General features: G+C 69.3%; 14 protein-coding genes and 1 pseudogene. 10 read left to right on the forward strand and 5 right to left on the reverse strand.

Translation table 11 applies throughout. From position 1 onward, the window contains the following. The 3 genes from AX018_RS05705 to cobT form a co-directional block, all read left to right on the forward strand. On the forward strand, positions 1-329 hold a 329-nt coding region (locus AX018_RS05705; protein WP_146749212.1), incomplete at its 5' end, for a transposase. 1,093 nt (positions 330-1,422) lie between these two features. Continuing rightward, positions 1,423-2,898: a cobyric acid synthase gene (locus AX018_RS05710; protein WP_111876349.1), complete on the forward strand. Its 1,476-nt coding sequence runs from the start codon at positions 1,423-1,425 to the stop codon at positions 2,896-2,898. A gap of 50 nt (positions 2,899-2,948) precedes the next feature. Continuing rightward, positions 2,949-4,025 carry a nicotinate-nucleotide--dimethylbenzimidazole phosphoribosyltransferase gene (cobT, locus tag AX018_RS05715; RefSeq protein WP_111876350.1) on the forward strand — a complete coding sequence of 359 codons (1,077 nt, stop codon included), beginning with the start codon at positions 2,949-2,951 and terminating at the stop codon, positions 4,023-4,025. Positions 4,026-4,138: 113 nt separating this feature from the next. Here the strand turns inward: cobT and AX018_RS05720 are convergent, their stop codons facing one another. Continuing rightward, positions 4,139-4,531 (reverse strand): hypothetical protein, encoded by a 393-nt coding sequence (locus AX018_RS05720; RefSeq protein ID WP_111876351.1) that lies wholly within the window; start codon positions 4,529-4,531, stop codon positions 4,139-4,141. A gap of 31 nt (positions 4,532-4,562) precedes the next feature. Next, entirely contained in the window at positions 4,563-5,330 is a 768-nt protein-coding gene (locus AX018_RS05725) for a hypothetical protein (protein WP_111876352.1), read from the reverse strand. A gap of 326 nt (positions 5,331-5,656) precedes the next feature. On the opposite strand from AX018_RS05725, the gene AX018_RS05730 reads away from it, so the two are divergent. The 6 genes from AX018_RS05730 to AX018_RS05755 all read left to right on the forward strand — a co-directional run bounded on the left by AX018_RS05730 (position 5,657) and on the right by AX018_RS05755 (position 11,657). Further along, positions 5,657-6,748: an ABC transporter ATP-binding protein gene (locus AX018_RS05730; protein ID WP_111876353.1), complete on the forward strand. Its 1,092-nt coding sequence runs from the start codon at positions 5,657-5,659 to the stop codon at positions 6,746-6,748. An 84-nt stretch (positions 6,749-6,832) separates the two neighbouring features. Continuing rightward, positions 6,833-8,113 carry an ABC transporter substrate-binding protein gene (locus AX018_RS05735; protein ID WP_111876354.1) on the forward strand — a complete coding sequence of 427 codons (1,281 nt, stop codon included), beginning with the start codon at positions 6,833-6,835 and terminating at the stop codon, positions 8,111-8,113. A gap of 220 nt (positions 8,114-8,333) precedes the next feature. Further along, positions 8,334-9,242, forward strand: coding sequence for an ABC transporter permease (locus AX018_RS05740; protein WP_111876355.1), 909 nt, complete (start codon positions 8,334-8,336; stop codon positions 9,240-9,242). Beyond that, positions 9,242-10,129 (forward strand): ABC transporter permease, encoded by an 888-nt coding sequence (locus AX018_RS05745; protein WP_111876356.1) that lies wholly within the window; start codon positions 9,242-9,244, stop codon positions 10,127-10,129. The genes AX018_RS05740 and AX018_RS05745 overlap by 1 nt, the downstream gene beginning before the upstream one ends. After that, complete coding sequence (locus AX018_RS05750; protein ID WP_111876357.1) at positions 10,126-10,884, forward strand: GntR family transcriptional regulator; 759 nt, start codon at positions 10,126-10,128, stop codon at positions 10,882-10,884. The genes AX018_RS05745 and AX018_RS05750 overlap by 4 nt, the downstream gene beginning before the upstream one ends. Continuing rightward, positions 10,881-11,657, forward strand: coding sequence for an aspartate/glutamate racemase family protein (locus AX018_RS05755; RefSeq protein WP_245951450.1), 777 nt, complete (start codon positions 10,881-10,883; stop codon positions 11,655-11,657). The genes AX018_RS05750 and AX018_RS05755 overlap by 4 nt, the downstream gene beginning before the upstream one ends. A 65-nt stretch (positions 11,658-11,722) precedes the next feature. On the opposite strand, the gene AX018_RS05760 is transcribed toward AX018_RS05755, so the two are convergent. The 3 genes and pseudogenes from AX018_RS05760 to AX018_RS05765 form a co-directional block, all read right to left on the reverse strand. Continuing rightward, positions 11,723-12,211 (reverse strand): hypothetical protein, encoded by a 489-nt coding sequence (locus AX018_RS05760; RefSeq protein WP_245951451.1) that lies wholly within the window; start codon positions 12,209-12,211, stop codon positions 11,723-11,725. 19 nt (positions 12,212-12,230) lie between these two features. Continuing rightward, positions 12,231-12,812, reverse strand: a complete 582-nt coding sequence (locus tag AX018_RS24635; RefSeq protein WP_146749226.1) for a hypothetical protein — start codon at positions 12,810-12,812, stop codon at positions 12,231-12,233. A gap of 104 nt (positions 12,813-12,916) precedes the next feature. Beyond that, a pseudogene (locus tag AX018_RS05765) lies at positions 12,917-14,245 on the reverse strand (MFS family transporter). A 313-nt stretch (positions 14,246-14,558) separates the two neighbouring features. Here AX018_RS05765 and AX018_RS05770 point away from each other — a divergent pair. Beyond that, entirely contained in the window at positions 14,559-15,569 is a 1,011-nt protein-coding gene (locus AX018_RS05770) for a TerB family tellurite resistance protein (RefSeq protein ID WP_111876358.1), read from the forward strand. Positions 15,570-15,744: the final 175 nt, after the last annotated feature.

Here is a 15,744-nt window from a genome sequence, read left to right on the forward strand (position 1 = left end):
TGACTGATCGCAAGGGAGCGCTTGCGGCCTTCAAGCGCTGCAAGCGCTCGCTGGGGCGGGTGCAAAGTGTGCTGACGGACAGCGGTTACACAGGCGAGCCCTTCGCGCAAGGCGTCAAGGACATCCTGGGTGAGCATGTGACGGTGCAGATCGCCAAGAGAAGCGAGTTGCACACCTTCAAGGTCATGCCCAAGCGCTGGGTGGTTGAGCGCAGCTTTGCTTGGCTGGACAAGAATCGGCGGCTATGGAAGAACTGTGAGCGATGGCTCAACACCAGCTTACAGTTCGTCCACTTGGCGTTTCTGGCTCTGCTACTCAGAAGATCGTAAACACGTTCTAAGTCCTTGTTGAGCAGATCAACTTGGTCTGGCAGCTTGGCACGCAACAACTCTGCATCACGCTTCAACTGCTCAAGCTGTAGTTGAAGCTGCAAGTTCGAGATTTGTTGCTGCACGTCGCCGGTCTCCTTGGCGCGTTTGGCGTTCAGCGCGGCCGTAGGATCTACCCGAACGCCCAGAGAGGCGGCAAATGCGGTGGCTTGCTCAACATCTCTAACGATGTCGGGTTTGAACTGAATCTGATCGACGTTGTCGATGATCTTCTGAATACGCGCCGTCTCCTTGGAGCGCTCGTTGATCAGCATCTCGCGGCTGTAGAGCTTGGCGTCAGAGATTGTGATGGTTCCTGGAGCTCCGACCACAGTGGGATCGTATTTCGCTACTTGGTTGAAGGTACCAAGACACCCGGATACCACCAGCGCGCCGAGCACCGGTGCCACCAAGCTCAAGACTCGATTCATTTTCTTGCTCCCTATGATCAACGGGCGGGGAAGCTCGGCCATGGGTGCTTTTACGCTCTAGGCTGCGAGAGTGCCACCAGTGGCCTCCGCAGTTGGCTCCCCAACCTCTTCTTCTGTCGCAGGTAGTCTAGAAGCAATCCGCTAGCAGGGCAACGATTCAAGGCCAGCGCCGACTAGTAGTTTTATGAGGCGGCGCACCGTGATGAAAAAGTCAACTGCCTACCTGATTGTTCGACATTTGCGGAATGACGATGTTTGGCCGAATTCGCGGCGCCAGTACACCAGCATGAGCATCCGGCCGATAACATGCACACCACCGTCCCCACCCGTGCATCCCTCGCATGCACTCCACAGGCCGTCGCGCAGCACCCGCCCAGGCCATACCCATACCCATACCCCACTGAACCTGGATAGAAGCTCCCTCACCACCACACCCGCCCACATAGTCCTCCAGCCCGGCCCGCAGCCCAAGGGACAATACGGCTCCCCAGCCATCCCGCCACCGCCGTGCATCCCCTCGTTCCCACCACCCCCCGCGCCGCTCCCGCCAGCCCCGCGCCCCCACCCCGCGGCCGGATGCCCCGGCCCCCCCGGCAGGCTGCCTCCCCCCGGCCCGCACACCCATGACCGCCCGCTGCGTCATGGTCCTCGGCACCTCCAGCGGTGCCGGCAAGAGCTGGCTCGCGACGGCGCTGTGCCGGTGGTTCAGCGACCAGGGGCTGCGCGTGGCGCCGTTCAAGGCGCAGAACATGAGCAACAACGCGCGCGTGGTGGCCGCGCCGGGCGGGGGGCAGGGCGAGATCGGCAGCGCGCAGTATTTCCAGGCGCTGGCGGCGCGGGCCGAGCCCGAGGTGCGGATGAATCCGCTGCTGCTCAAGCCCGAGGCCGATACGCGCAGCCAGGTGGTGCTGATGGGGCAGATGAACGAGGCGCTCACGCGCATGCCCTGGCGCGGGCGCAGCGCGCATGTGTGGCCGCACGTGGCCGGCGCGCTGGATGCGCTGCGGGCCGAGAACGACGTGGTGGTGATCGAGGGCGCGGGCTCGCCGGCCGAGATCAACCTGCACGCGAGCGACGTGGTCAACATGCGCGTGGCGCGGCACGCGGGCGCGCACTGCCTGCTGGTGGCCGACATCGACCGGGGCGGGGCGTTCGCGCACCTCTACGGCACCTGGGCGCTGCTGCCGGAGGACGAGCGCGCGCTGATCCAGGGCTTCGTGCTCAACAAGTTCCGGGGCGATGCCGCGCTGCTGGCGCCCGCGCCCGGAATGCTGCGCGAGCGCACGGGCGTGCCCACGGTGGCCACCATCCCGATGCAGTGGCGCCACGGCCTGCCGGAGGAAGACGGCGTGTTCGACGATGCCGCGCACGTGCGCGCGGGTGCGGGCGGGGCGGTGCACACCACGGTGGCGGTGGTGGCGTATCCGCGCATCAGCAACCTCGATGAGTTCCAGCCGCTCAAGGGCGTGCCGGGCCTGCGCCTCGTGTGGGCCCGCAGCCCCGCCGAGGTGGCCGGGGCCGACTGGATCGTGCTGCCCGGCTCCAAGGCCACCGCCGCCGATCTGGCCTGGCTGCGCGCGCAGGGGCTGGATGCGGCCATCGCCGCGCATGCCGCGCGCGGCGGCCGGGTGCTGGGCATCTGCGGCGGGCTGCAGATGCTGGGCGAGGCGCTGATCGACACGCACGGCGTGGACGGCAACGCGCCGGGCCTGGGCCTGCTGCCGCTGGTGACGGCCTTCGCGCCGGCCAAGACGGTGCGGCGCACGCGCGCGGCCTTCGGCGCGCTGGAGGGGGCGTGGAGCGCCCTCTCGGGCACGGCGGTGGGCGGCTACGAGATCCACCACGGCCGCACCGCGCAGCACCCCGCGATGGCCGCCGCGGGCGACGTGGCGCGCGAGGCGATCCCCGGGCTGGCATGGCAGAACGCGCGCGGCAACGTGCTGGGCCTGTACCTGCACGGCCTGTTCGAGGATGCCGCCGCGCTGCGCGCGCTGTTCGGCGCCGATGTGCCCACGCTCGACGCGGTGTTCGACCGGCTGGCGCGCGGCGTGGATGAATGGTTCGACGCGGCGTGGCGCGATGCGCTGCGCCGTGCCTGAGAACGTGCATGCCGCACGTTGTTCGCAATGCGTTTCCTGGAGTTGAAGCAATGACCCCCACCCCCACCCCTTCCGGCGTGCCTGACATCGCGCCCCTGGCGGACGACGCCCTGGCCGAGCGCCTGCAGCACCTGATCGACCACAAGACCAAGCCCCTGGGTGCCCTGGGGCGGCTGGAGGCGCTGGCGGTGCGCATCGGCCGCATCCTGGACACCGAGGCGCCCGAGCTGCGCGCGCCGCAGATGCTGGTGTGCGTGGCCGACCATGGGCTGGCTGCGCGCGGCGTGTCGGCGTTTCCCCGCGAGGTCACGGCGCAGATGGTGGAGAACTTCCTGGCCGGCGGCGCGGCGGTGAGCGTGCTCGCGCGCCAGCACGGGCTGGCGCTCACGGTGGCCGATTGCGGCGTGGCCAGCCCCATCCCCGCGCGCGCGAGCGCCCCGGGCCTGCCGCGCCTGCTGATCCACTGCCGCGTGGCCGCCGGCACGGCCGATGCGTCGGCCGGCCCGGCCATGACGGCGGAGCAATGCGCCCGGGCCGTCGCCCACGGGCGCGCGATCGTGCAGGCCCTGCCGGGCAATGCGCTGCTGCTGGGCGAGATGGGCATCGGCAACACCTCGGTGGCGAGCCTGCTGCTGGCGCGGCTGTGCGGCACCGCGCTGGAGGACTGCACCGGCGCCGGCACGGGGCTGGACGCCGGGGGCGTGGCGCGCAAGCGCGCGGTGCTGGCGCAGGCGCTGGCGGCCAATGCCTCGGCCACCGCGCCGCTCGATGCGCTGGCCGCGCTCGGCGGGCTGGAGGTGGCCACGCTGGTGGGCGCGGTGCTGGAGGCCGCTGCCGGACGGCGCGTGATCGTGGTGGACGGCTTCATCACCAGCGCCGCCGTGCTGGTGGCCAGCCGCCTCGCGCCGGCCGTGCTGGAGTACTGCGTGTTCTCGCACCGCTCGGGCGAGCCGGGGCACGCGCTGATGCTCGATGCGCTCGGGGCCGAGCCGCTGCTGGACCTGGGCCTGCGCCTGGGCGAGGGCTCCGGCGCCGCGCTGGCCTGGCCGCTGCTGGTCTCGGCCTGCGCCATCCTGCGCGAGATGGCGAGCTTCGAGGCGGCGGGGGTGGCGCGCAAGCAGGTGTGACGCCCGTGGGGGCGCGCAAGGCCCCCGGAGCCGGTTCAAGGCTCAAAGGGGCTTCATGTCGCCGGATTTTCTACGTCTTCTGCTATTGAAAACGTAGCAAGCGGGCGATCTTCTCAATCCGCCGGGGCGTTCGCGACGTCCTTCGCGGCCATGTCCTTGAGCAGCGCCAGCAGCGGATCGTTCGGGTCGGGCCGGTGCGTCTCGGGATTCGCGGGGTCCCAGTCGGGGTTGTTGCGGTTCAGCCAGGCCCCGGTGACGATCCCGCGGGCGATCTCCAGGCGCCGCTGCGCGGCGGCCTCGTCGTCCGGGGCGCTGGTGCCGGCGGCCTCGGCCATGTCGGCATCCGCGGCGCGCAGCGTCTGCTCCACCTCGGCCACGGCGTTCTCGAAGTCGCGCAGCACGTAGTGCGCGAGCAGGGCGCGTTCGTCGAAGGCTTCTCCCGGGTTGCCCGGGGGCAGGGCGGGGGCGAGGGGGCGGGCGGTGGTTGCGGGGGTGTCGATGCTCATGGCGGGCGCCTTCCTGGTGGGGGGCTCGGTATCAGAAGTAGTGTTGGTACGGCTGGTAGTGCTGTGCCGTGGCGTAGGGGTTGTAGTGGGCCGCGTAGTGCTGGAACGCCGCCGCGGGGTACTGCGCCGCGTGGTAGATGTTGGCGGCGGTGTGTGCGGCATGGTGCATCGCGTTGCTGGCGCCGTAGGCCGCGGCCGCGATGCCGCCGAAGCCGGCCATCGCCGTATAGGCCGCCTGGTTCAGCTTGTAGTGGCCATACGCCACCGCCTGGTGCGCCAGGTGGTGGGGGCTGAACTGGTGCATCACCGGCAGCACGCTGGCGGCGGCGTTGTACACGCCCGCGGCCATGCCGTAGCGCGCGGCGTGCGGAATGGCATGCATGTGGCTGTTCGCGCTCCCGAAGGAGTAGCGCGCGGCATTCTTGTGGAACTGCTTGTCGTAGCGGTGGGCCTGCGCTTCGTAGTGGAAGCCCATCTTCTTGAGCATGTCGGCCTTGAACCCGCTGACCTTGGCCTGGTACTTGTGGTGCATGCCCTGGGCCGCACCGTGCGCGGCGGCACCCGCGTGGTAGCCCATGCTGGCGAACGTGTTGGACATGATGCCGCGCGAGCGCGTGGGCAGCGCGGAGCGCGGCGACATCGTGGGATCGTGCTGCTGCGGCATGCCGCCGCGCCCGTGCAGCCCGGTGCTGCTGGACAGCGACCGCGAGCGCATGGGCGCGGGGGCGGTGGTGGCGTGCTGCTCCGGCGCCGAGGGTTGCGGCACGCTGTGTGTTCTGTTGAACTTGACCTCGTTCATGGCGACTCCAGTGGTTCGTCCGGCACGGCGCAGGGCCGCGCTCCGATGAAGGAGATGGTGGGCCCGCCGGGCCCCGGAGGGCGCCCGGCATGCGAAGCCGTGGCCGCGCCCGCGAAACCCCGGTGGCCGCGCGGCCCCGCGGGCGAGGGCGCCGGCGGCCCGGCGCGTTGCTCCGCGATGGCGCACGGGCGGCGGCCCGGGCCGGGGTCGGTTCCGCCAGGTTGGTGCGGGCTGCAGGGCGTGCACCGCGCGGTGGCGGATTCTGTATACAAAATGGTGCAAAAACCGTATGCGATGCTGGCATGCGCCTTGCGTACCGGCGGTGCATGGACGCCATCTCCCTTGTTCCGCCAGCTCCCGCCGCCATCGAGATCGTCGCGCTGACCAAGCGCTACGCCCACGGCCAGCCCGCCGTGGATGGCATCGACCTGCGCATCGCGAGCGGCAGCTACTGCTGCCTGCTGGGCCCCTCGGGCTGCGGCAAGAGCACCACGCTGCGCATGATCGCGGGGCACGAGTCGGTGACCAGCGGCGACGTGCTGCTGGACAACCGCAACATCACCGACCTGCCCGCCGCCGCGCGCGGCACGGCGATGATGTTCCAGAGCTTCGCGCTGTTCCCGCACCTCACGGCGCTGGACAACGTGGCCTTCAGCCTCAAGATGAAGGGCGTGGCGCGGGCCGGGCGGCACCGCCGCGCGCAGGACCTGCTGGAGCGCGTGGCCATGGGCCACCTCGCGCAGCGCAAGCCCGGCGAGCTGTCGGGCGGGCAGCAGCAGCGCGTGGCGCTGGCGCGCGCGCTCATCACCGAGCCGCGCGTGCTGCTGCTCGACGAGCCGCTCTCGGCGCTCGATCCGTTCCTGCGCATCCAGATGCGCGCGGAGCTGCGGCGCTGGCAGAAAGAGCTGGGGCTGACCTTCATCCACGTCACGCACTCGCAGGAGGAGGCCATGGCCCTGGCCGACACCATGGTGGTGATGAACCACGGCCGCATCGAGCAGGCCGGCCCGCCGCACGCCGTCTACAACCGCCCGGCCAGCGAGTTCGTGGCGCGCTTCATGGGCGGGCACAACGTGCTCGCCACGCGCGCCGGGCTGGTGGGCGTGCGCACCGACCACATCCGCATCGCGCCGGCAGGCGCCGCGCTGCCGGAGGGCAGCGAGCGCCTGGCGGCGGTGGTGACCGACGTCGAGTACCAGGGCACCTACGTGCTCGTGGGCCTGCGGGACGCCGTGCCGGCCGGCGCCGGCGGCGCCGCAGCCGCTACGGCTGCCACCGGCGCCACCGCGGCGGCGGCGTATTCGGTCATGGTGCCCGAGCCCGCCTTCGCCGCGCAGCCCTGGCGCGTGGGCGACGCCGCGCTGCTGCACTGGACCGCCGACATCGCGCACCCGCTGGGCGGCGCCGCGCTGGCCTGAGCGCCGCCCGCAGGCCCGCCCATCCCCTGGATTCCTTTCCGTGTGTTCCCCCCGTTCCCTGTCCCCAACCTAGGAGCTACTCCCATGTCCGACGTGATTTCCGATTCCCCGTCCCCCGCCCACGGCCTGCAGCGCCGCTCGCTGCTCCAGGGCACGGCCGGCATCCTGGCCGCCGGCATGTTCCCGGCCATCCACGCGCAGGAGAAGATCGTGCTGCGCTACCTGGGCACGGCGGTGAACCAGGACAAGGCCATCGCCGAAAAGTTCAAGGCCGACACGGGCATCGAGATCCAGTACGTGGCCGTGACCACCGACGACGTGACCAAGCGCGCGGTGACGGCGCCCAACAGCTTCGACCTGATCGACACCGAATACTTCTCGCTCAGGAAGATCGTGCCCACCGGCAACCTCAAGGGCATCGACACGAAGCGCATCAAGCACGCCGACAAGATCACCCCGCTCTTCACCCAGGGCATGGTGGCCGGCAAGGCCGTGGGCGACCAGGGCACGGCGCCCAAGAAGGTGATGTTCCTGGAGGGCGAGAAGAGCAAGGTCTTCGCGAAGTCGCCCACGCAGTTCATGTCGCTGATCCCCACCGTGTACAACGCCGACACGCTGGGCATCCGGCCCGACCTCATCAAGCGCCCGATCTCGTCGTGGGCCGAGCTGCTCAACCCCGAGTTCAAGGGCAAGGCCGCGATCCTGAACATCCCCTCGATCGGCATCATGGACGCGGCCATGGTGGTGGAGGCCATGGGCCTCTACAAGTACCCCGACAAGGGCAACATGACGAAGAAGGAGATCGACCTCACGATCAAGACGCTCATCGAGGCGAAGAAGGCCGGCCAGTTCCGCGCGCTGTGGAAGGACTTCAACGAGAGCGTGAACCTGATGGCCTCCGGCGAGGTGGTGATCCAGTCGATGTGGAGCCCCGCCGTCACGGCCGTGCGCACCAAGGGCATCGCCTGCAACTTCCAGCCGCTCAAGGAGGGCTACCGTGCCTGGGCCGCGGGCTTCGGCGTGCCGGCCACGCTCTCGGGCCGCAAGCTCGACGGCGCCTACGAGTTCATCAACTGGTTCCTCGACGGCTGGGCCGGCGCCTACCTCAACCGCCAGGGCTACTACAGCGCCGTGCTGGAGACCGCGAAGGCGAAGATGGAAGCCTACGAGTGGGCCTACTGGATGGAAGGCAAGCCCGCCGAGAAGGACATCCTGAGCCCGCAGGGCCAGGTGCTGGCCAAGGCCGGATCGGTGCGCGACGGCGGCAGCTACGAAGCGCGCATGGGCGGCATCGCCTGCTGGAATGCGCTGATGGACGAGAACAACTACATGGTCCAGAAATGGAATGAGTTCGTCGCGGCATGAGGGGGCATCCCCCCGAGCGGCTGCGCCGCTCCCCCCTTCTCTCGCAGTGCTGCGCACTGCGGGAAGGGGGGCCACGCCGGCGGCCCGGCAAAGCCTGCTCCGCGGCGTGTGCTGGCGTGGCCTGCTCCGCGGCCTTTTGAGGGGTGAGGCCGTGCCGGTTCAAGGCGCCGGGGTCTGGCCGGCGGTGTCGGTGCCCCCTTGTTGATGTCAGGTGTCGTGTATGAGCACTTCCGTCTCTTTTCCCCCTGCCGGTGCGCCGGCGAAGCAGGGCATTGCCGCCTGGTGGCAGGCGGCGCCGCTCACGCTGGTGTTCGTGCTGTTCTTTCTCGTGCCGCTGGGGCTCATCCTGATGGTGAGCTTCTGGGATTTCAGCGAATACGAGTTGCTGCCCGGGTTCACGTTCAAGAACTATGTGTCGATCTTCGAGGGCTGCGGCAGCGGGGGGGATCTGTGCGTCACGTTCAGGACGTATCTGTCCACGCTCAAGTTCAGCCTGCTGGTGTGGGGCGTCACGCTGGTGCTGGGGTTCGCGGTGGCGTATTTCCTGGCGTTCCACGTGCGCTCGCCGGGGATGCAGACGCTGCTGTTCGTGCTGTGCACCATCCCGTTCTGGACGTCGAACGTGATCCGCATGATCTCCTGGGTGCCGCTGCTGGGGCGCAACGGGCTGGTGAACCAGACGCTCGCGCAGATGCACCTGATCGATTCGCCCATCGAGTGGCTGCTGTTCTCGGATTTCTCGGTGGTGCTGGCCTTCGTGCACCTCTACACCATGTTCATGATCGTGCCCATCTTCAACAGCATGATGCGCATCGACCGGGGCCTGATCGAGGCCGCGAGCGACGCGGGCGCGAGCGGCTGGCAGACGCTGTGGAACGTGATCGTGCCGCTCTCGCGCACGGGCATCGTCATCGGATCGATCTTCGTGCTCACCATCGTGATGGGCGATTTCGTCACCATCGGCGTGATGGGCGGCCAGCAGATCGCCTCGGTGGGCAAGATCATCCAGGTGCAGACCTCGTACCTGCAGTTCCCGCTGGCGGCGGCCAATGCCGTGATCCTGCTGGCGATCGTGCTGATGGTCATCTGGGGCCTGACGCGCCTCGTCGATCTGCGCAAGGAGTTGTGATGGCCCGCCCCCGAGAACCCCGTCCCGCCAGCTTCTGGCCGCTGGCCTGCGTCTTCGGCCTGTTCGTGCTCTTCATGTACGGGCCGATGTTCGTCATCTTCATCCTGAGCTTCCAGGGCCCCGAGGGCGGGCTCACCTTCCCGCTGCGCGGGCTGTCGCTGCACTGGTTCCGCCAGCTCGCCGAGGGCCTGGGCGTGGTGGACATCGGCGCCGCGCTGCGCCGCTCGCTGGGGCTGGGCCTGGCGGTGATGGCCTGCACCGTGGCGTTCTCGGTGCTGGCGGGGCTGGCCTTCCGCAAGCGGCTCGCGGGCGGCAACGCGCTGTTCTTCGTGGTGGTGGCGAGCCTGATCATGCCCTCGATCATCGTGTCGCTGGGCATCGGGCTGGAGTTCCGCCTGATCGACACGGGCGCGAAGGCGCTGCTGGAGCGCCTGGGCTGGCAGGAGGCGCTGGAGGGCTACGGCACGTCGCTCGGGCTCTTCACCTCGGCGCTGGGCGCGCACCTCACGTGGACGCTGCCCTTCGGCCTGCTGATCATGTTCGCCGTGTTCAACCGCTTCAACCCGGCCTACGAAGAGGCCGCGCGCGACCTGGGCGCCACGCCGTGGCAGGCCTTCCGGCACGTGGTGCTGCCGCTCATCGCGCCCTCGGTGGTGGGCATCGGCATGTTCGGCTTCACGCTGAGCTGGGACGAGATCGCGCGCACTTCGCAGGCCATCGGCGACGTGAACACGCTGCCGCTGGAGCTGCAGGGGCTGACCTCCACGGTGACCACGCCGGCCATCTACGCGCTGGGCACGGTGACCACCGTGGTGTCGTTCGCCGTGATGGGCTGCGCGCTGGCGCTGGCGTGGCTGCTGGGGCGCCGCAAGGGGGGCGCGCGATGAGCGGCGCGGCGCCTTCGCGGCGCGCGGCGCGCGGGGCGGAGGCCGCGCTGGAAGAAGGCGCCGAAGGCCTGAGCGACCACGAGATGTACGAGCGCATGATCTCCGCCATCCTCGACCACCGCCTGCCGCCCGGCACCAAGCTGGTGGAGGACAAGCTGGCCCTGGCCTTCGGCGTCTCGCGCACGCGCGTGCGGCCCGTGCTGGTGCGGCTGGCCGGCGAGCAGGTGGTCACGCTCACGCCCCGGCGCGGCGCCTCCATCGCCCAGCCCACGGTGGAGGAGGCGCGCGAGGTGTTCGAGGCGCGGCGCCTCATCGAGCCGCGCCTCGTCGCGCTCTTCGTGCAGCGCGCCACGGCGCAGGACGTGGCCCGCCTCGTGGACACGGTGGCGCAGGAAGAGGCCGCCCGCCGGGCCGGCGACATGCGCCGCGCCATCCGGCTTTCGGGCGACTTCCACCTGCACATCGCCGAGGCCGCCGGCCACCAGACGCTCGGGCGCATCCTGCGCGAGCTGGTGTCGCGCACCTCGCTCATCCTCATGGCCTACAGCCCCAGCCACGCGCAGGCGCGCGAGGAGGCCACCGCCTGCGGCTGCCGCGAGCACCGCGCGCTGATCGATGCCATCCGCCTGCGCGATGCCGATGAGGCCGGGCGCCGCATGCTGGACCACCTGGGCCGCATCGAGGCGCAGCTCGCCTTCGACCCGCCGGCGGCCACGGCGCCCGACCTGGTGCAATTGCTCGGGGGCACGGCATGAGCCCGGCCCCGCCGGCACGGCCCGTGCGCGAACTGCTGGTCATCAACCCCAACACCACGGCCGGCGTGAGCGCGCTGCTGCAGCGCCACGTGCAGGCGGCCGTGGGGCCGGGGGTGGCCGTGCGCACGGCCACCGCGCGCTTCGGCGCGCCCTACATCGCCTGCGAGGCCAGTTATGCCGTGGCGGGCCACGCCGCGCTCGACGCCTGGGCCGCCGCGCTCGCGCAGGGGGCGGGGCAGGGCGCGCCCGATGCGGTGCTGATCGGCTGCTTCGGCGACCCGGGCCTGCTCGCGCTGCGCGAATGCAGCCCCGTGCCGGTGACGGGGCTGGCCGAGGCCGCGTTCATCGCCGCCGCGCGCCACGGGCGCTTCGGCATCGTCACGGGCGGCGAGCGCTGGGGGCCCATGCTGCTGCGGCTCGCGCAGGCGCTCGGCCATGCGGAGCGGCTGGCCGGCATCCACACCGTGGCGCCCACGGGCGCGCAGCTTGCGGCCGACCCGGAAGGCGCGCGTGCGCTGCTGGCGCGCGCCTGCCAGGACATGGCGCGCCAGGCGGGCGTGCAGGCCGTGGTGCTGGGCGGTGCGGGCCTGGCCGGCATGGCGCGGGCCGTGCAGCCCGCGGTGGACGTGCCCGTGATCGACAGCGTGGAGGCGGGCGCGCTGTGGGCGCTGCAGGCCCCCGCGCCGGGGGCCGGGCGAGCCCGGCCGGGGTGCGACGTGGCATGGCACGACGTTTCGGAGGCACTGCGAAGGTTGGGCTTGTCGGATGCCTGAGATTGGGGGCTGGCAGTCCGGAAACCGTCGCCCCAGCCCCATGCGGAACAGGAACCATGGGCGGGTCAACGCCGTGGCAGATACCAATGCAGCGGCTCGCAGGGCTTACCCTTGTCTCCCGTGCGAAGGAATGCCTGCAGGCATGCAACATTGCGCTCGACTTGGAAGCGCTTTTGCGGTCCGAGGGTTTTCAAGACCGAGTCGGCGGCCAGGGAGGATTCGTAGAAGCGCACGGCATGCCGCATATCTCCCTGGATTCGTTCGTCGAGGTCGCGCTCGTGAGCACGGGCTTGCGCCAGCATGCGAATCTCCGCATCGGCATACCCTGCCAATGCCTCTGGCGTGGGGTGGCGGATCATGCTTTCGCCCAGAAGCTTGACGGCTGCCGACCAATTCCGGCGCTGCGATTGCTGTTGCCCCTGCCGCAATAGCTGACCGGCCAGTTTTTTGTCCGTCTCATCGCCGGGCTGCTGCAGCTGTTGCACCACCAGGCGCGGATCGCCTGCCTCCTCCTCCGTGAGCAGCTTTGAGGATGCCGGCGCCGCTGCAGCCATGCAGGCGGAAAGGCAGAAACTAGCGAACCACAGTGACCGTGCCCATCGTCGTGCCATCGCCCCTCCTGCAAAGGATGAGATATTTGTACAAGGTCGTCCACTCGCCGGGATCGACCGTGATGCACCCTGCGCTGACCGAGCCTGGGTGCAGATAGCGATCGTTGTTGCCAGGAATGGCGTGACCTTGACCAAGGTAGAACCATGTCTTCGCATAAGGCGATTGATTTGAGTAGATGGCACCCATGCTGTGGGGGAAATCGGGCAGTTGGATCGGATGGGAGCCGAGTCGTATGGGATTGCGCGGATGAGTGATCGCTTTGATCTGGCCTCCCGGAAAGGTCAAACGCTGTTGTCCTAGGCTGAATTGCAAACTTGCCGTTCCCCGCCAGCCGGGATTTCCAGTTTTCAGATAGCCTGACTTGACCGAGAACTTCTTGCCACGTTCAACGCCTTCCTGCACCGTAAATTGATCCCGCGAATCGGCAGATGCATGGAATTCCACTTGCAGCATTTCCGGCAAGGCGATGATGGCTCCCGAGCCTTCTCGCTTGGCGTTGAGCCAACCATCGGAGCCCCCCACTACATATCGTATGTTCGACACTTGTTTCCCTCCTTGTTCTACGAAAACGCGGAATTAAAGCATCGGGTACGGCGCCAACAAGAGGTTCGATACTTACGGTAACGAAGCTTACGGCTCCAGGCTTTTCAGTGGTCGTGGTGCAGGTAGCTGGCCTGCCGCGGCAGCCGCAGGCTCACCAGGAAGGCCACCACCATCATCCCCGTCACGTACCAGAAGAAGGCCGATTCGTGCCCCAGCGACTTCAGTCCCAGCGCCACGTACTCGGCCGAGCCGCCGAAGATCGCGTTGGCCACCGCGTAGGCCAGGCCCACGCCCAGCGCGCGCACCTCGGGCGGGAACATCTCGGCCTTCACGATGCCGCTGATCGAGGTGTAGAAGCTCACGATGGCCAGCGCGAGCGTGATGAGCGCGAAGGCCGCCACCGGGTGCGTCACGTGCTGCAGCGCCGTGAGGATGGGCACCGTGCCCAGCGCGCCCAGCGCGCCGAACAGCAGCATGTTGTTGCGCCGGCCGATGCGGTCCGAGAGCATGCCGAAGAGCGGCTGCATGCACATGTACAGGAACAGCGCGCCGGTCATCACGTAGCTCGTGGTCTTGATGGGCAGGCCCACCGTGTTCACCAGGTACTTCTGCATGTAGGTGGTGAAGGTGTAGAAGATCAGCGAGCCGCCGGCCGTGTAGCCCAGCACCGTGAAGAAGGCCGCCTTGTGGTGGCGGAAGAGGCCGCCCATGGTGCCGGCCTCGGCGTTCTTTTTTGCGGCATCGCTCTGCGTCTCGTGCAGCGTGCGGCGCAGCATCAACGCCACCACGGCCGAGATGGCGCCGATCACGAACGGGATGCGCCAGCCCCAGGCCTTCAGCTCGGCCTCGGAGAGCAGCGTCTCCAGGACCACGATCACCAGCACGGCCAGCAGCTGCCCGCCGATCAGCGTCACGTACTGGAACGACGAGAAGAAGCCGCGCTGGCCGCGCAGCGCCACCTCGCTCATGTAGGTGGCCGTGGTGCCGTATTCGCCGCCCACGGAGAGGCCCTGGAACAGCCGTCACACCAGCAGCAGGAAGGGCGCCCACGCGCCGATGGCCGCATACGTGGGCAGGCAGGCGATGACCAGCGAGCCCGCGCACATCATGGTCACCGAGATCAGCATCGAGGTCTTGCGGCCGTAGCGGTCCGCGATGCGGCCGAACAGCCACCCGCCGATGGGCCGCATCAGAAAGCCCGCCGCGAACACGCCGGCGGTGTTGAGCAGCTGCGCCGTGGGATCGGCCTTGGGGAAGAACGCCGGCGCGAAATACAGCGCCGCGAAGGCATACACGTAGAAGTCGAACCACTCCACGAGGTTGCCCGACGAGGCCGCCATGATCGAGAACACGCGGTGGCGTTTCTCCTCGGGCGTGTAGGGGCGGGGAGCGGGATGCGGCGCGCCGGCCGCGGCGGTGGGAGTCGTGCTCATTGCGGAAGTGCCTTTCTGGCCGTGCGGCACGCCGGGGCGGGCCGCAGGGAGGGGTGTTGTGTATCTGGCTGGCAGCGATTGTGCGCCCGGGTCGCGCCCCGGGGCTGTCAGCCAATCTCCCGCGCACGCGCGCTGCCGCGAGGGCCGTCGGCAGCATGATTGCTTCTATTTTGATAGCAAAGTATGTAATGAATACGGCGGCATGGAGCCTCCCGGGCTTGCAAGGGTCGCCGCAGGGGCGGGAACCAATGCCGCCGGGCCGGCTCCTTTCCATGGCATTCTTTCCCCCCTTCCATCGACAAGGATTCCCCGCATGCAGCCTGACCAGACCCGCGCCGTCATGACCCTGGCCCTGATGGCCGCCTTCGCCGACGAGCACAAGGACGAACGCGAGCGCGAACACATCCGCGCCATGGCCGAATCGCTGGGCGCCGCGAGCGGCACCGACCTCATGAAGACCTACCAGGACGTGCTGCTCGGCCGCGCGCGCCTGGAAGATGCCGTGGCCGCGCTGGACAGCCCCGGGCTGCGCCAGCTGGCCTTCGAGATGGCCGTGGGCGTGTGCGATGCCGACGGCGTGTGCAACGCGCAGGAGAAAGCCTTCCTGGAGCGCCTGCGCGCGGCCCTGGGCATCGCCGCCGCGGAGGCGGGCGCCATCACCGAGCAGGCCGACGCATTGGCCGCGGCCCCCGTGCGCGCCACCCCCGTCGAGGCCGAGGCCGTGCCCCCCGCCGCGCTGGCCGTGGCCGCCGCGCCCGCCGCTGTTGCTGCCAGCGTGGCCACCGCCGGCGCCGCGCGCACCGCCTCCGTGGGCGACGCCGAGATCGATTCCATGGTGCTCAACGCCGCCATCCTCAACGGCGCGCTGGAGCTGCTGCCCCAGTCGCTCGCCTCCATGGCCATCATCCCGCTGCAGACGCGGCTGGTGTACCGCATCGGCAAGGTGTATGGCTACGAGCTGGACAAGGGCCACATCACCGACTTCCTGGCCACCGTGGGCGTGGGCCTCACCTCGCAGTATGTGGAGCAGTTCGGCCGCAAGCTCGTGGGCGGCCTGCTGGGCAAGGTGATGGGCGGCCTGGGCCGCGCCGTGGGCAGCGCCGCCACGGGCTCGGCCTTCTCGTTCGCCACCACCTACGCGCTGGGCAAGGTCGCGCAGCGCTACTACGCCGGCGGCCGCACTCTGGGCACCGACGCCCTCAAGTCCGCCTTCTCGCGCACGGCCGAAGAGGCCAAGGGCCTGCAGCAGCGCTACGCCCCGCAGATCCAGGAGCGCGCCAAGGGGCTGGACGTGGGCAAGCTGCTGCGGGAATTGCGGGCGTGAGGGGGCGGGCGCGCTGACTCCAGGGGGAGAGGCATGCCGATCGGCGTGTCGGCGCGGATGGATGGCTGGAGCGGTTTCGAGCCACGCGCTTGCGTGGGGCGCGACTTGCCCATCAGCCAGGGTGTGCCTTACTTCTCCAGGTTTCAATCCACGCGCCCACACGGGGCGCGACCCG

The organism is Paracidovorax anthurii (genome assembly GCF_003269065.1).
GTDB lineage: Bacteria > Pseudomonadota > Gammaproteobacteria > Burkholderiales > Burkholderiaceae_C > Paracidovorax > Paracidovorax anthurii.

What these genes read in the sequence shown, in the direction of transcription:
- AX018_RS05725 (WP_111876352.1), bottom strand. Translation starts at nt 5,330, where the DNA reads ATGAACGAGGTCAAGTTCAACAGAACACACAGCGTGCCGCAACCCTCG.
- AX018_RS05740 (WP_111876355.1), top strand. Translation starts at nt 8,334, where the DNA reads ATGAGCACTTCCGTCTCTTTTCCCCCTGCCGGTGCGCCGGCGAAGCAG.
- AX018_RS05770 (WP_111876358.1), top strand. Translation starts at nt 14,559, where the DNA reads ATGCAGCCTGACCAGACCCGCGCCGTCATGACCCTGGCCCTGATGGCC.
- AX018_RS05755 (WP_245951450.1), top strand. Translation starts at nt 10,881, where the DNA reads ATGAGCCCGGCCCCGCCGGCACGGCCCGTGCGCGAACTGCTGGTCATC.
- AX018_RS05745 (WP_111876356.1), top strand. Translation starts at nt 9,242, where the DNA reads ATGGCCCGCCCCCGAGAACCCCGTCCCGCCAGCTTCTGGCCGCTGGCC.
- AX018_RS05750 (WP_111876357.1), top strand. Translation starts at nt 10,126, where the DNA reads ATGAGCGGCGCGGCGCCTTCGCGGCGCGCGGCGCGCGGGGCGGAGGCC.
- AX018_RS05730 (WP_111876353.1), top strand. Translation starts at nt 5,657, where the DNA reads ATGGACGCCATCTCCCTTGTTCCGCCAGCTCCCGCCGCCATCGAGATC.
- AX018_RS05735 (WP_111876354.1), top strand. Translation starts at nt 6,833, where the DNA reads ATGTCCGACGTGATTTCCGATTCCCCGTCCCCCGCCCACGGCCTGCAG.
- AX018_RS05710 (WP_111876349.1), top strand. Translation starts at nt 1,423, where the DNA reads ATGACCGCCCGCTGCGTCATGGTCCTCGGCACCTCCAGCGGTGCCGGC.
- cobT (WP_111876350.1), top strand. Translation starts at nt 2,949, where the DNA reads ATGACCCCCACCCCCACCCCTTCCGGCGTGCCTGACATCGCGCCCCTG.
- AX018_RS05720 (WP_111876351.1), bottom strand. Translation starts at nt 4,531, where the DNA reads ATGAGCATCGACACCCCCGCAACCACCGCCCGCCCCCTCGCCCCCGCC.
- AX018_RS05760 (WP_245951451.1), bottom strand. Translation starts at nt 12,211, where the DNA reads ATGGCTGCAGCGGCGCCGGCATCCTCAAAGCTGCTCACGGAGGAGGAG.